The 15,759-nt window shown below is 36.6% G+C and carries 14 protein-coding genes; 11 read left to right on the forward strand and 3 right to left on the reverse strand.

The genetic code is table 11. From position 1 onward, the window contains the following. Positions 1–84: 84 nt before the first annotated feature. The 5 genes from ACF3OB_RS10945 to prmC all read left to right on the forward strand — a co-directional run bounded on the left by ACF3OB_RS10945 (position 85) and on the right by prmC (position 5,116). Positions 85–1,023, forward strand: a complete 939-nt coding sequence (locus ACF3OB_RS10945) for a bifunctional riboflavin kinase/FAD synthetase (RefSeq protein ID WP_042346359.1) — start codon at positions 85–87, stop codon at positions 1,021–1,023. A 167-nt stretch (positions 1,024–1,190) separates the two neighbouring features. Continuing rightward, positions 1,191–2,369 (forward strand): acetyl-CoA C-acyltransferase, encoded by a 1,179-nt coding sequence (locus ACF3OB_RS10950; protein ID WP_042008575.1) that lies wholly within the window; start codon positions 1,191–1,193, stop codon positions 2,367–2,369. A 21-nt stretch (positions 2,370–2,390) separates the two neighbouring features. Continuing rightward, positions 2,391–3,317, forward strand: coding sequence for a 1-aminocyclopropane-1-carboxylate deaminase/D-cysteine desulfhydrase (locus ACF3OB_RS10955; RefSeq protein ID WP_241693943.1), 927 nt, complete (start codon positions 2,391–2,393; stop codon positions 3,315–3,317). Next, positions 3,310–4,266, forward strand: a complete 957-nt coding sequence (locus ACF3OB_RS10960) for a glucosaminidase domain-containing protein (protein WP_392447723.1) — start codon at positions 3,310–3,312, stop codon at positions 4,264–4,266. Before ACF3OB_RS10955 ends, ACF3OB_RS10960 begins: the two co-directional genes overlap by 8 nt. Positions 4,267–4,270: 4 nt before the next feature. Beyond that, positions 4,271–5,116 (forward strand): peptide chain release factor N(5)-glutamine methyltransferase, encoded by an 846-nt coding sequence (gene prmC, locus ACF3OB_RS10965; protein ID WP_392447725.1) that lies wholly within the window; start codon positions 4,271–4,273, stop codon positions 5,114–5,116. Between the two features lie 16 nt (positions 5,117–5,132). Here prmC and ACF3OB_RS10970 read toward each other — a convergent pair whose 3' ends face one another. The 3 genes from ACF3OB_RS10970 to metG all read right to left on the reverse strand — a co-directional run bounded on the left by ACF3OB_RS10970 (position 5,133) and on the right by metG (position 8,641). Beyond that, positions 5,133–5,957 carry an N-acetylmuramic acid 6-phosphate etherase gene (locus tag ACF3OB_RS10970; RefSeq protein ID WP_392447727.1) on the reverse strand — a complete coding sequence of 275 codons (825 nt, stop codon included), beginning with the start codon at positions 5,955–5,957 and terminating at the stop codon, positions 5,133–5,135. A gap of 124 nt (positions 5,958–6,081) precedes the next feature. Next, positions 6,082–6,327 (reverse strand): hypothetical protein, encoded by a 246-nt coding sequence (locus ACF3OB_RS10975; RefSeq protein WP_042008417.1) that lies wholly within the window; start codon positions 6,325–6,327, stop codon positions 6,082–6,084. Between the two features lie 250 nt (positions 6,328–6,577). Next, on the reverse strand, positions 6,578–8,641 hold the full coding sequence (gene metG, locus ACF3OB_RS10980; RefSeq protein WP_392447729.1) for a methionine--tRNA ligase: 2,064 nt from the start codon (positions 8,639–8,641) through the stop codon (positions 6,578–6,580). A gap of 204 nt (positions 8,642–8,845) precedes the next feature. Here metG and tgt point away from each other — a divergent pair, with 204 nt between their 5' ends. From tgt to mrdA, 6 genes are all read left to right on the forward strand, one after another. Next, on the forward strand, positions 8,846–9,976 hold the full coding sequence (gene tgt, locus ACF3OB_RS10985) for a tRNA guanosine(34) transglycosylase Tgt (RefSeq protein WP_095893195.1): 1,131 nt from the start codon (positions 8,846–8,848) through the stop codon (positions 9,974–9,976). Between the two features lie 28 nt (positions 9,977–10,004). Next, a complete protein-coding gene (locus ACF3OB_RS10990; protein WP_042008421.1) occupies positions 10,005–11,084 on the forward strand; it encodes an LptF/LptG family permease in 1,080 nt (359 codons plus the stop codon). Between the two features lie 232 nt (positions 11,085–11,316). Beyond that, positions 11,317–12,345 (forward strand): rod shape-determining protein, encoded by a 1,029-nt coding sequence (locus tag ACF3OB_RS10995; RefSeq protein WP_042008422.1) that lies wholly within the window; start codon positions 11,317–11,319, stop codon positions 12,343–12,345. A 233-nt stretch (positions 12,346–12,578) separates the two neighbouring features. Then, a complete protein-coding gene (gene mreC, locus ACF3OB_RS11000; protein WP_392447730.1) occupies positions 12,579–13,412 on the forward strand; it encodes a rod shape-determining protein MreC in 834 nt (277 codons plus the stop codon). Beyond that, complete coding sequence (locus ACF3OB_RS11005; protein ID WP_095893193.1) at positions 13,405–13,911, forward strand: rod shape-determining protein MreD; 507 nt, start codon at positions 13,405–13,407, stop codon at positions 13,909–13,911. The genes mreC and ACF3OB_RS11005 overlap by 8 nt, the downstream gene beginning before the upstream one ends. After that, entirely contained in the window at positions 13,908–15,752 is a 1,845-nt protein-coding gene (gene mrdA, locus ACF3OB_RS11010; RefSeq protein ID WP_042008425.1) for a penicillin-binding protein 2, read from the forward strand. Before ACF3OB_RS11005 ends, mrdA begins: the two co-directional genes overlap by 4 nt. Positions 15,753–15,759 lie beyond the last annotated feature (7 nt).

Below are 15,759 nucleotides of genomic sequence, written 5' to 3' on the forward strand. Positions count from 1 at the left end.
CTGAATTTCTGGCTGGTAAAGATTTTTGTATGCAAAGATAGTATACAATCTCAAGCCAACTACAAGAAAATATAACAACTGTACGTGAAAGAGATAACTGATATTTCCAAATTCAAAGCCTCCAAGGGAAGTGTTATTACCATCGGAACATTTGATGGGGTGCATTTGGGGCATCAAAAAATTATTCGAAAGTTGGTGGAAGAAGCTAACCAAAGAGATTGGTACTCAACCATTTTTACTTTTTTTCCACATCCGAGAATGGTAGTACAACACTGTAATGATTTGAAATTGATCTATACCTTGGAAGAGAAAAGTCAGAAGTTGTCTACGTTAGGTATAGACCAATTGATAACCCATCCGTTTGATGAAAAATTTTCACAAATGTCGGCTCGGGAATTTGTGGAGGAGTTTTTAGTTAAAACTCTGAATATGAAAAAAGTAGTGATTGGGTACGATCATCGCTTTGGGCGAAATCGAACAGCTGATATTGATGATATGCGTCAATTTGGAGTACAATACGGATTTGAAGTAGAAGAAATTTCAGCAAAGGAAATAAACGAAGTATCGGTTAGTTCTACCAAAATACGCGAAGCCTTAGCTCAAGGCGATGTGAAGAAAGCATGGGACTACCTTGGAAGCCCTTTTTTGATTACCGGACAAGTTGTTCACGGCATGAAACTTGGTAGGGAAATAGGTTTCCCCACAGCTAATATTCAGGTAGATTTTCCGTACAAGCTAATTCCCAAAGATGGTATTTACATCGTTTATAGCATCATCAGTGGCAAAAAGATATATGGCATGATGAGTATCGGAAAGAATCCAACTATACCAGGCAAAGAGCCTTCTATCGAAGTGTTTTTCTTTGATTTTGATAAAGATATATACGGAGAAACCCTACAAATCTATTTTTTACAATACCATCGCACTGAACAAAAATTTGATTCAATAGAAGCATTAAAAGCTCAGTTGCAACAAGATGAAATTATTTCGAGGAAGTTTATCAGCACCTTAAAAGATTTCTAAATAATCGTTTTTTCGCAGAATTTGATTTTGTTGATATTATTACTTCAAGAATCCAAATTTTAGAAGTTCTGTATCTCTATTTTTTAAAATAAACTTTTGAAAAATAAGGTCAGTTAGCACAAGAATTTGTCTTCGTTGTTGAATGTTATGGTTAAATAAGCAACATTATGAAAGCAACCTATATTGTAAAAGCCTATCGTACGGCTGTTGGAAAAGCTCCTCGTGGATTGCTTCGTTTCAAGCGTCCCGACGAGTTAGCGGCTGAAACTATTGCCTATATGATTTCACAAATGACTGATTTTGATAAAACTATGATTGATGATGTCATTGTAGGGAGTGCTGTTCCCGAGGCAGAGCAAGGGCTAAATGTGGGAAGGATTATTTCCTTAATGGGTTTGCAGACCGACCAAGTGCCTGGGATGACCATTAATCGATATTGTGCATCGGGACTAGAAAGTGTTGCTATTGCAATGGCAAAAATTCAGTCTGGTATGGCAGACTGCATCATAGCAGGAGGGGTGGAAAGTATGAGTTATATCCCTTTTGGAGGATACCGTCCTTCACCCGATTATAAATCAGTTATGCAAGGGAATGAAGATTTCTATTGGGGAATGGGACTTACCGCCGAAAAAGTAGCTTGTCAGTTTAATATCTCGCGAGAAGATCAAGATATGTTCGCGTTTCAATCGCATCAAAAGGCAGTCAAAGCTCTGACCGAAAAACGATTTGAGGGTCAGATAGCACCTATTCAAGTAGAGGAAGTGCTACTTAGAAATGGGATTCGTACCGCACGAACATACACCTTTAAAACTGATGAAGGGCCACGTAGTGATACCTCATTAGAGGCATTAGCAAAACTAAAACCTGTTTTTGCAAAAGGAGGTAGTGTTACGGCAGGAAACTCTTCCCAAACAAGTGATGGAGCTGCTTTTTTGTTGCTGATGAGTGAGGAATTAGTCAAAAAACTGAATATTAATCCTATAGCTCGATTGATAACATATGCCGTTGCAGGTGTACCACCAAGTATTATGGGGATTGGGCCTGTTAAAGCTATTCCTAAGGCTTTGAAACAATCAGGGTTACAACTCAGTGACATTCAAATGATTGAGTTGAATGAGGCCTTCGCGGCACAAACCTTAGCAGTAATTCGAGAATTGGATTTGAATCCTGAAATTATTAATGTGAATGGAGGAGCGATAGCTTTAGGACATCCGTTAGGGTGTACGGGAGCAAAACTCTCAGTGCAACTATTTGATGAAATGAAACGCCGTAACCAGAAGTATGGAATGGTTTCTATGTGTGTGGGTACAGGTCAGGGAGCAGCCGGAATTTTTGAGGTTTTTTAGGAGTTAAATATTTTCTGAAATATGATGGATATATTTTCTGACATAACTATTGAAAATCAGCAAGTTAATTTACATTTGCCCAATGGAATTTCTTTGTATTTAAAACGAGAAGACAAAAATCATCCGTTTGTATCAGGGAATAAACTTAGGAAGTTGAAATACAATATTTTAGAAGCTAAAAAACAGCAAAAAAATACATTACTCACTTTCGGAGGAGCTTATTCTAATCATATTGCCGCTACTGCTGCTGCAGGACAGTTGATGGGATTGAAAACCATCGGTGTCATTCGTGGGGAAGAGTTGTGCGACAAAATTCATGAAAATCCAACCCTAAGATTTGCACAGCGTTGTGGTATGGAATTTCGATTTGTAACCCGAACTGAATATCGATTAAAAGACAGCTTAGAGTTTTTAAATAATTTGTTACACAATTATGGTACAGATGTTTATGTGTTACCAGAGGGAGGGACAAACATTCTGGCTGTACAGGGTTGTCAAGAAATTTTGATTTCCGATGATGCTTCATTTGATGTAATTTGCACAGCCGTTGGTACGGGAGGAACTATGGCAGGATTGATAAACAGCAGTTTTCCACATCAGAAGGTTTTGGGGTTTCCTGCTTTGAAAGGAAAATTTTTAGAAGAAGTCATTAAAAAATATGTTTCAAAAAACAATTGGAAGCTCATACACGATTACCATTTTGGCGGATATGCAAAGATTAACGATGATTTAATACGATTTTTGAATAACTTTAACGAAAAAACCAATATTTCTTTAGACCCAATTTATGTGGGTAAAATGATTTTTGCTATTTTTGCCCTCGCAAACCAGGGGTATTTTGAACCGAATACAAAAATACTTGCGATTCACACAGGAGGTTTGCAAGGAATTGCAGGATTTAATGAGAGGAGATTAAGGAAAAGTAAAGAAATCTTGAATTATGTTTAAAAAAATACTATTTTTGTTGGCGTTTTTGTCGATTTTAGTGTCTTGTTCTTCAAGATATTACAAAAATCCGAAAAATCCCAAAAAAGTAACTCATCGAGGACAACGTCCTATGCCTAAAAATATTGACAAGAAGACTAGAGAACTTGTCAATGAGAAATTAAAGAAATACGAAAGTTCGGAGGAAATATATCATGAAATTCCACCAGCAATGCCTGTGACAACTGCTGTAACACTCAAATATATAGAGGATTACAAAGAAATTTCAATGGTAGAAATGCAACGTTATAGAATTCCAGCAAGTATTACTTTAGCTCAAGGAATCTTAGAAAGTGCTTCAGGGCAAGGACGTTTAGCACGGTATGGCAATAATCATTTCGGAATCAAGTGTCATTCTGCTTGGAAAGGTAAAACGATTACTCATGATGATGATGAAAAGGGAGAATGTTTCCGCCGTTATAAATATGCTTTTGAATCGTTTGAAGACCATTCACAGTTTCTGGTAAATCGCAGTCGCTATGCTTCGTTGTTCACTTTAGCCATCAACGATTATGAAAAATGGGCTCATGGACTCAAAAAAGCAGGATATGCCACCGATCCTCAATATGCTCAAAAGTTGATTGCTATCATTAAGCGTTATAAACTCTATGAGTATGACAATCTTGTGATCAAGGCTGATAATCAAGGAATTGCTATTACAGACGCTTTGCGTACCCAACAGACTCAAAAAGACAGCGTTAAAGCAGTTGAACCAGTGATTCAGCCTGTAGAGACATTTGCAAAACCATCAACTGAAGGAAGTCCAGTTTACTATGTGGTACAAGCAGGGGATACGCTTTACAAAATTTCGAGAGAACAAAAAGTGCCTGTTAACCAGATTATGAAACTTAATAATTTGAATGACATTACAAGTAATAATTTACAAGTAGGTCAGGAATTGAGGTTAAATTAAATCCATGAATTTCAGACAATTAAAAGAGTATCTTGTCTATAAATTAAGTGAGAAATACGAATCGAGGGAACTACAATCCCTCTATTTTCTTTTGTTAGAATTTTATACGAATTCTTCTCGAACTGAAGTACATCTGTATCCCGATAAAGATCTTTCTGTCGATGAAAAGCAGTGTATTTTGACCGCAATTGATGAACTTTTTATTGAAAAACCCATTCAATATATTTTTGGAGAAACTTTCTTCTTCGGAAATCGTTTCTTTGTAAATGAAGATGTACTGATTCCACGGCAGGAAACCGAGGAGTTGGTAGCTTGGATTCTTGATGAAACCTCTGAAAATCAACAATACAATATATTGGATATAGGGTGTGGCAGTGGGTGTATTTCTATTTCAATTGCTAAAGAAAGACTTGCTTCAAAGATTAGTGCCTTGGATATTTCACAAAAGGCTCTTAGTATAGCTCAAAAAAATGCAGTAGAAAATGGAGTCTCTGTCCGTTTTATACATCAAGATATTTTACAAACAGACACCCTGTTACATACATACGACATTATCGTGTCGAACCCCCCATATGTTCGCAATTTGGAAAAACAAGAAATGAAGCAAAATGTATTGGGTTATGAACCTCATTTGGCTTTGTTTGTAAGCGATGAAAATCCACTTATCTTCTACGAGAAAATAGCTGATTTGGCTCAGAAATCACTAGCCCCCAAGGGAAAACTTTTTTTTGAAATTAATCAATATTTAGGAATTGAGACTGTTAACATGTTATATGCCAAAGGCTTTTCCGAGGTTCAGTTGCGCAACGATTTGCATGGCAATCCAAGGATGATAAAGGCTATGTTATAGCTTTTTTTCGTAACAGTTAATATAGTTGTTTGCGGTATGCATCTATTGCTTTTTTTACTGAACCATTTTCTTTTAAAAGTTGTTCAGCAATGGGGTAATCTGTTTGGAGTTCATCCATAACAAATCGGATACCTCTATCCACTAATTTGTGGTTGTTTAATTGCATATTGACCATTTTATTACCTTTCACCCGACCAATTTTAATCATAAGAGCGGTTGAGATCATGTTAAGTACTAACTTTTGAGAAGTACCACTTTTCATTCGAGTGCTTCCTGTGACAAATTCAGCACCTACATTTATTTCGATAGGAATATCGACCTCTTTGGAAAGCGGAGCGTTTGGATTATTGATTATACAAGCTGTGAGCAATCCATTTTTACGGGCTTCTCGTACGCCACCAATCACGTAAGGAGTACTTCCAGAAGCAGCTATACCAATTACACAATCGTTTGGAGTAGGGGAGTATGGAGTAATGTCCTTCCAAGCCTGTAAAGGATCGTCTTCAGCAAATTCGACAGCTTTTCGGATAGCGGAGTCGCCACCTGCAATAAGTCCTATTATTCGATCGTGGGGCATTCCGTAGGTTGGAGGTATTTCAGAGGCATCAAGGATTCCAAGGCGTCCGCTGGTTCCTGCTCCAATGTAAAAAAGCCGTCCGCCTTGTTCAAAACGAGGAATTAGGGCGGTCACTAATTTTTCAATTTGAGGAATGGCTAAAGCAACCATTTCGGGTACTTTTCGGTCTTCGTTATTCATGTTATGGAGCAAAGAATTGACGTCCATTTCTTCAAGATTATCATAAGCCGAAGTCTCCTCCGTAATTTTTCGATATAAACTCATTGAGGTTCCATTTTGTATGGCAAATATAGGAATAAATTTAGCAAAATAGAAAATTATGTAAAAAGAAAAAGCCACTCTTAAAGAGTAGCTTTTCTAAAAAATCAGTCTATTTAATATGAACAAATTATGCTTTTGCTCCTGGGGCCCATGATGAGCATAACATTTCAGCAGATGCTTTTGCTGGATGAGCACACTGTGCAGTCTTGAAACGAACGCATGTACCACAACTGATAGCATCTTTCGCTGCTACTGTCATATCGAAGCTGTCACAAGTATATTTAGCTTCTACTTTTGTATGGTGAACACTACATACATTATTTTCCTGTAAATTTTGGCAGTTTACACAACCGTTTGTCAATCTGATAGCCATAACCTTTTATTTTTTAATTCAACATTATTTTAACTTCTAAATTCTGATGCAAAGGTACGATGAAATGAATATAGAAACAATTTAAATAACTGAAAATGAGTTATATGTATTTAGATTGTTTACAGTTAAAACTTATTTATAAAAGGTATAAATTAAACTAAGTTCGAAACTCAATGTGTTTGTGATAATTAGATTTGATGCATTTTCTTTTATCTCTGATTAACGAGGATACGAACGTTGAGTTTCTAAACTATTTCACAGGCGTTCCATTGGAAATTTGATCCGCATCAGGGTTTAGGAATACAAATTGTCCTGTTGTATTTTCAACCATTAAAATCATTCCTTGGCTTTCTATACCACGCAATTTTCTTGGAGCTAAGTTAACCAAAACGGTTACTTTCTTGCCGATAATATCTTGTGGATTGAAACTTGTGGCGATTCCAGAAACGATGGTGCGAACATCAATTCCTGTGTCTACTTTTAAAATTAATAATTTGTCAGCTTTAGGCATTTTTTCTGCCTCTAAAATAGTTCCGATACGGATGTCCATTTTTGCAAAATCTTCGTATGAAATCAATTCTTTTTGAGGTTCAATATTGCCTACAACTTGTGCTTTATTTGCTGATTTCGTAGCTTCCAAACGGGCTAATTGTTTTTCAACAGCATCATCTTCAATCTTTTCAAATAACAAAGCAGATTTCCCTAACGTGTGATTAGCAGGAATGATATGTTGATCTATTTCGATACTGTTCCATGTTGGTTTTGTCTGTAAATTGTTAAAGTTAAGCATGTTGCATAGTTTTTCAGCTGTAAAAGGCAAAAAAGGTTCACTTAAGACAGCTAAAGCTCCTGCAACTTGCAAAGCGATATACATTTGTGTTTTTACACGCTCAGGATTCTCTTTGATAAGTTTCCAAGGTTCTTCATCAGCGAGATATTTGTTTCCCAAACGAGCTAAATTCATTAACTCTTGTGATGCCTCACGGAAGCGATAGGATTCCAAAGAGTTAGATATTATGTTCGGGAATTCTTTCAACGTAGCTAATACCTGTAAATCTGTGTTCGAAAATTCATTTGGTGTTGGTACATTTCCGTTGTAATATTTTTGTGTTAAAACCATCACTCTATTTATGAAATTTCCGTAAATAGCTACTAATTCATTATTATTTCGTGCTTGAAAATCCTTCCAAGTGAAGTCGTTATCTTTGGTTTCAGGTGCATTGGCTGTTAAAACATAACGCAATACATCTTGCTGATTTGGAAAGTCTTGCAGATACTCATGTAGCCAAACAGCCCAGTTTTTAGATGTAGAAAGTTTATCGCCTTCTAAATTTAAAAATTCGTTGGCAGGTACGTTTTCGGGCAAAATATACGACCCTTCGGCTTTCAACATGGCAGGGAAAATGATACAATGGAATACAATATTGTCTTTACCAATGAAATGGACTAATTTTGTGCCTTTATCTTTCCAATAGGGTTTCCAGTCTTTACCTTCTCGTTCTGCCCATTCAATGGTTGAAGAGATGTAGCCGATGGGAGCATCGAACCAAACGTAAAGTACTTTACCTTCAGCACCTTCCACGGGGACCGGAATTCCCCAATCCAGGTCGCGTGTGACTGCACGTGGTTTCAACTCATCGTCTAACCAACTTTTTACTTGTCCGTAAACGTTTGGCTTCCAGTCTTTTTTATGACCTTTCAAAATCCATTCTTCGATGAATTTTTGGTATTTGTTCAAGGGTAAAAACCAGTGTTTGGTTTCACGCATGGTAGGAGTAGTACCTGTGATAGATGATTTTGGATTGATTAAGTCTGTGGCATTTAAGGAACTACCACATTTTTCACATTGATCACCATACGCCTCAGGATTGTTGCATTTTGGGCAAGTGCCTATCACAAAACGGTCGGCTAAGAATTGCTGTGCTTTTTCGTCATAGAGTTGTTGTGATACTTCCTCTATAAAATCATTTTGGTCATAGAGTTTTTTGAAAAAATCAGCCGCTGTTTTGTGGTGTATGGGTAGAGAAGTTCGGGAATAATTGTCGAATGAAATTCCGAAATCTTCAAAAGATTGTTTGATGATAGCATGATATTTGTCGATAACTTCTTGTGGAGTGATTCCCTCTTTTTTTGCTTTAATAGAGATAGCTACACCGTGCTCATCGCTTCCGCAAATGAAGGCTACATCGTTGTTTTTCAGACGTTGATAACGTGCGTAGATGTCCGAAGGAACGTATACTCCTGCTAAATGTCCGATATGAATGGGGCCATTGGTGTAGGGCAATGCCGCTGTGATTGTAATTCTTTTTGCCATGTTTCTTTTGAATATAACTATGAGTTGGCAAAGATAGTGTATATTTAAAAATAGTCAAAAAATATTTTTCTGATAAAGATCACTTAGATTCAACCCTCAAGCATATTTTTTTACATTTAATTTTCGCATTTCGTAATTGATTTCGTATTTTTGCCGAATTGAACTCATTTTAAAAAAGTTGTAAGCCTTGACTTACGAGAAAATATGCAATTTGAATTACTAAAAACAGACGAAAAAACGAAGGCTCGAGCAGGAAAAATCACCACAGACCATGGAGTGATTGAAACCCCTATATTTATGCCAGTAGGTACAGTAGCATCGGTGAAAGGGGTGCATCAGCGAGAACTCAAAGAGGACATCAATCCGGATATTATTTTAGGAAACACCTACCATCTGTATTTACGTCCGCAAACTGCGATTTTAGAAAAAGCAGGGGGCTTACATAAGTTCATGAATTGGGACAGAAATATTCTAACCGATAGCGGGGGGTATCAGGTCTATTCTTTGGCGGCCAACCGAAAAATTAAAGAAGAGGGTGTAAAATTTAAAAGTCATATTGATGGGTCATACCATTTTTTTTCACCTGAAAATGTGATGGAAATTCAGCGCAGTATTGGAGCAGATATCATCATGGCATTTGATGAATGTACTCCCTATCCTTGTGATTATCAATATGCAAAACGTTCATTGGCGATGACGCATCGTTGGCTTGACCGCTGTATTTCTCATTTGGAAAAAGTACCTCCCAAATATGGCTATTCTCAGAGTTTATTCCCTATTGTACAAGGTTCGGTGTATAAAGATTTACGCCAACAATCAGCGGAATACATTGCTTCCAAAGGAGCCGACGGAAATGCGATTGGCGGATTGTCCGTAGGAGAACCTGCGGAGGAAATGTATGCAATGACCGAAGTAGTTTGTGATATTCTCCCTAAGGATAAGCCTCGTTATTTGATGGGAGTAGGAACTCCTATCAATATATTAGAAAACATATCGTTAGGGGTTGATATGTTCGATTGTGTGATGCCAACGCGGAATGCTCGAAATGGTATGCTTTTTACCTCACAAGGGGTTATTAATATCAAAAATAAAAAATGGGAAGATGATTTTTCACCCATTGATCCTGATGGACATACGTTTGTGGATGTGCAGTATACCAAAGCCTATTTGCGACATCTTTTTGCTGCCAATGAATATCTTGGTAAACAAATTGCTTCGATTCACAACTTAGGATTTTACCTTTGGTTAGTTCGAGAAGCCAGACGACGCATCTTGGCCGGTGATTTCAGCATTTGGAAAGAACAAATGATACGACAAATGAGTACCCGCTTGTAAGTATGGTTATTATTGAAATAAAATGAGTATGAAGATATTAGATTGGTACATATTAAAACGCTATTTAGCCACATTTTTTACGCTTATCATTCTTTTTATTCCTATTGGAATTGTAGTGGATTTGTCGGAAAAAGTGGATAAGATGATAAGTCGGAATGCACCTATTGACGAAATTTTGATTTATTACGCAAGTTTTACTATCTATTTTGCCAACATTTTATTTCCAATTTTCTTATTTTTATCTATCATATGGTTTACCTCCAAGTTAGCTAATAACACTGAAATTATTGCAATACTTGGTTCAGGAATTTCATTCAATCGATTTTTGAAGCCTTATCTCATCGGAGCTACAATCATTTCGATCATTGTTTTCTTTATGGGGATGTTCATAACCCCTGCAGCCAGTAAGATTTATAATGAGTTCTACGATAAATATTTAGGAAGTAAGAATACTACCAGTGTGACTGATTTGTACAACCAGTTCTCCGAAAATGACTATCTCTACGTGAGTTCATTCAACTATGAAACCAAAACAGGATATAACTTTTCAGTAGAGCATTTTGACGGAGTACACTTGAAACACAAAATTATGGCACAATCCATTAAGTGGATCGAAAATGACAGTGTAAAAACATATCGTTTAACGGATTACGTCAAAAGAACACTCACTGAACAAGGGGAGATTTTAGAAAAAAGATATGAGCTTGACACCTTGTTTGCTTTTACTATTGACGATTTGATGCCTGTTGAATATGCTGCTGAAAGCAAAAATATTTTTGAACTTGACAAATTTATTGAACGAGAAAAAATGAAGGGTTCTCCTAATATAAATCTTTATTTATTAACGAAATATCGTCGTTGGGGATTGATGTTTACGGCATTCATTCTTACGTTCATTGGAGTAGCGGTTTCTTCTGTAAAACGCAGAGGGGGAATGGGAGCAAACTTAGCGTTTGGAATCGCTATTGGATTTATATTTATATTTTTTGATCGTGTTTTTGGAACACTTGCCGAAACCTCGGGAATATCCCCATTGACAGCAGTCATCATCCCAAATGCGATTTTTTTAGCATTAGCATTATATTTACTTAGGACTATAAAGCATTAATAATTAAATAGATATGAAGTGATGAACTTTAAATTATATCGTAAAAATGATGTGGATTATTTGAACAACTTTTTTAGTATATGATTTATGCCGTTCTTTTTATATGATTTTCACCATATTTATTTGCAGAACCCCTTTTTTTTCCTTAAACTTGCAGTCTAATTTCACAAAAAATGCTTACCTTTGTAGGCTATTGATATATAAAAAAATAAAGTAATACACATAAGATAATATGGGCTTTTTTGATTTCTTAACAGAAGAAATAGCGATAGATTTAGGAACAGCGAATACGTTAATTATCCACAATGACAAGGTCGTGGTTGATAGTCCCTCAATAGTGGCACAAGATCGAACCACCAGCAAAATCATCGCTGTGGGTAAAGAAGCACGATTGATGCAAGGAAAAACGCATCCCAATATTAAGACTATACGTCCGTTGAAGGATGGAGTTATTGCTGATTTCGACGCATCAGAACAGATGATTAGTATGCTAATTCGTAGTATTCCTGCATTGAAAAAACGTTTTTTCTCACCTTCGTTGCGTATGGTAGTTTGTATTCCCTCGGGGATTACAGAGGTGGAAACCCGTGCTGTACGCGAATCTTGTGAGCGCGTGAACGGAAAAGATATTTATTTGATTCATGAACCCATGGCAGCCGCTATTGGTATTGGGTTGGATATTATGCAACCCAAAGGAAATATGATTATAGATATTGGAGGGGGAACTACAGAAATTGCTGTAATTGCCTTAGGGGGAATTGTCTGTGATAAATCAGTGAAAATTGCAGGGGATATTTTTAATTCTGATATCGTGCATTACATGCGTACGCAGCATAACTTATATGTAGGGGAAAGTACGGCTGAGAATATCAAAATTACCATTGGAGCAGCCACTGAAGATTTAGAATCTCCCCCTGATGATTTGAGTGTGCAAGGTCGTGATTTGCTAACAGGAAAGCCAAAACAGGTACAAGTATCCTACCGTGAGATGGTTAAGGCTTTGGATAAATCCATCTTGCGTATTGAGGATTCGATTATGGAAACCCTTTCGCAAACGCCTCCAGAGTTAGCAGCTGATATTTACAACACAGGAATTTATATGGCTGGTGGAGGAGCTATGCTTCGTGGTTTAGACAAGCGTATTTCTCTCAAAACTGATTTACCTGTGTATGTTGCTGAAGATCCATTGCGAGCTGTAGTTCGTGGAACGGGAATTACACTCAAAAATATCAATAAATTCAGAAGTATTCTCTTGAAATAGTAAATGAGGTTCCGTGAATCTATATTTCATATAGAGATGAAAGTTTTGTTTTTCAGCAGGAATTTATTGTTTTGAATATATCCTGCTGATATGCAAATATAAATGAAGGAAATTTGTCTGAGTTTTTGTTCTTGGTGAGCGTTCGCCATTGGAGTATAACATTGTCTCTGGCAAGTTACGTCTAATGTAAAATCAAATAAACAATCAAATAAATTTTATATTTTTACGAAATTATGCAACAAATCATTTTGTTTTTTATACGTAAGAAAAATTTTTTCATGTTTTTGTTGCTTTTTTCTTTTTCTATATCATTGATTTTCAGGGATAATTTTTATCCCCAAAGTAAATTCATCAATTCAGCAAATGCTGTTTCTGGTACATTCTATCGATTTACAAATTATTGGCGTCAGTATTTTGATCTGCGTACTCAGAATGAAATGCTTAGCGAAGAAAATAGAGAACTTCGTAGGCAATTGTTGGCAATGCAACAGTACGGAAGTCGTTATGTTTTTATGGATTCACTGCAGTTTTTTGATTCTTTGAAATATGAAGTTAGAAAGGCTAATGTAATCAGGAATAGCTTTTTACATAGTAAAAACTACATGACCATTGACAGAGGAGCGAAAGATGGCATTACCCAAGATATGGGAGTTATCTCTTCTAAAGGAATTGTTGGAATCATTGAAAATACGGGAAACCGTTTTTCGACCGTGCAAAGTGTTTTGAATACCAAATCAGCATTAAATGCTATGGTTAAGAACTCAGGACATTTTGGTTCTTTGAAATGGAACGGAGATAGAATTAATGTTGTGCAATTAGTTGATATACCAAATATTGCACCTATTCAAGAAGGAGATACTGTTATAACGGGAGGAATGTCAAACATTTTTCCAAAAGGGATTCCCGTAGGGAAAATTGCAGCTATTAACAGAAGTCAGATGGACAATTCATATGTGATTGATGTGGAACTTTTCACCGATATGGCAAAGATTGATTTTGTGTATATCATTGAAAATAAGGATAAACAAGAGATTCATAATTTAGAAAACCAGATCTCCTATGAATAATATTTTTATAAAGAATACTGTATTGTTTGTCGTGCTACTGCTATTGCAGGTTCTTATTTTTAATAATATTAGTTATTGGGGGTATGTTAATCCGATGGTCTATCTGTTGTTTATCATTTTATCTCCTTATCGAGAAAACAGAGTTCCTTTTCTGTTTGCATCTTTTCTATTAGGATTGTGTGTAGATATTTTTTCTAACACAGGAGGGTTGCATGCAGCAAGTAGTGTGTTTGTAGCCTATTTTAGGTCAGGTATTTTAACTTTGGTTTTTGGGAAAAATCTAGACTATCAAGAAATAAAATTACAACAGCATCCATTTACAAAGGTGCTTGTTTACGTAGTTTTATTGGTTATATTACACCATATTTTATTTTATTTTCTCGAAATTTTTAATTTTAATCATTTGCTTACTACTTTTGCGAGGATTGGTGTGGCTTCTTTCTTCACAATGGTTGTTTGCTTGCTGTTTATTTACATATTTAGCAATACGAAAAAATGAGAAAATATTTACTTTTTTTCGCTATAATTTTAACTGGTATTATCTTTTCATTGCGATTGATTTATCTACAGGTTATCGCCTTCAATGAAGATGCGCGTCCTGATGCGGATGTGGCGATTGAGGTGGTTTATGACTATCCAGAAAGAGGCTATATCTATGATAGAAATGGAGAGCTATTGGTATCGAATCAACCTGCTTATGATGTGATGGTTATCCCCAACGAGGTAAGACGTATTGATACCTTGGAACTATGTAATTTGCTGTCAATCAACAAAGAAGTTTTTGAAGAACGTTTGAAAAAGGCTAAAAAATATTCCTATCGAAAACCTTCCGTTTTAGTAAATCAATTATCAAAAGCTGACTATGCAGTTTTGCAAGAAAAATTGCGAAAGTTTGACGGGTTCTATATCCAGAAACGAGCCTTACGACACTATTTGACTCATAATGCAGGGAATGTTCTAGGGTATATCAGTGAGGTAAACGAATGGGAATTGAAAGAAAATTCATATTATCTTTCGGGGGAACTTATTGGTAGACAGGGTGTTGAAAAACAGTATGAGACTTTTTTACGAGGAGAAAAAGGGGTGCGTTACTTCCAAAAAGACAGACATAATCGTCAAATAAGTAGTTATAAGAATGGCGCTCTTGATACGCTTCCTGTGATGGGACAAGCATTGCAATTGACCATCGACATTCATTTACAGGCGTATGGAGAGCAGCTCATGCAAAACAAGAGAGGTGGCGTTGTCGCTATTGAGCCTCAAACGGGGGAAATCTTAGCGTTGGTTTCTGCTCCGTCATTCGACCCTAATTTATTGGTGGGACGGCAACGTTCCAAAAATTATACAGCTTTATACCAAGATTCTATTGCTAAGCCTTTGTATGACAGAGCTTTATTGGCTGAATATCCACCTGCTTCACCTTTTAAAGTAGTGAACGCTTTGATTGCTTTACAGGAAGGAGTGATTGATCCAAACACCCGATTCAGTTGTGGTGGTGGCTATCACTATGGAAATCGTGTGATGCGTTGTCATTGTGGTCGTTCAAGTAATGATTTGTATCACGGAATTGCATTTTCATGTAATTCCTATTTTGCCAATTCTTATCGGCGTTCGATTGAAAAATACCCTAAAACAGCTATTGGGATGGATGCTTGGGCGAATCATCTCAAAAGTTTTGGTTTAGGAGGTTTTTTGGGAAGCGATTTTCCCATCGGTCGTCCAGGAAAAGTGCCTGACGCATCCGTTTACGACAGGGCGTATGGGGTAGGTCGATGGACTAGTTCGAATAACGTTTCCAACTCAATTGGGCAAGGAGAATTGCTTACCACTCCAATTCAGTTGGCAAATGTGATGGCTATTGTGGCTAATCGTGGTTATTTTTACACACCTCACATAGTGAAGAAAATAAATGGTCAGGTGACTCCTTTTGAACAGTTTACTAAACCTAAACATACCACTATAGACGAAAAACACTTTGAACCTATTATTCAAGGGATGAATATGACCTATAATTATGGAACGGCACGAGGTACTGTCATTGAAGGGGTAGATGTAGCAGCAAAAACAGGAACAGCTGAGAACTTTATCCGAATCAATGGAGTACGCACAAAACTTGAAGATCATTCCATTTTCGTAGCATTCGCACCTTTAGAAAATCCTAAAATAGCCATAGCTGTGTTTGTTGAAAATGGTTCGTTTGGTTCACGCATCGCAGGGCCAGTAGCTTCTTTGATGATTGAAAAATATCTCAATGGTGAAGTGAAGCGTACTGACTTGGAAAAGCGTATGTTCGAACGAAGTTTGGAAAGTGAATATGCTAAGCAGTTGAAAAAAGATTAAGAATGTA

This window comes from Capnocytophaga canis, assembly GCF_043187445.1.
Lineage (GTDB): Bacteria > Bacteroidota > Bacteroidia > Flavobacteriales > Flavobacteriaceae > Capnocytophaga > Capnocytophaga canis.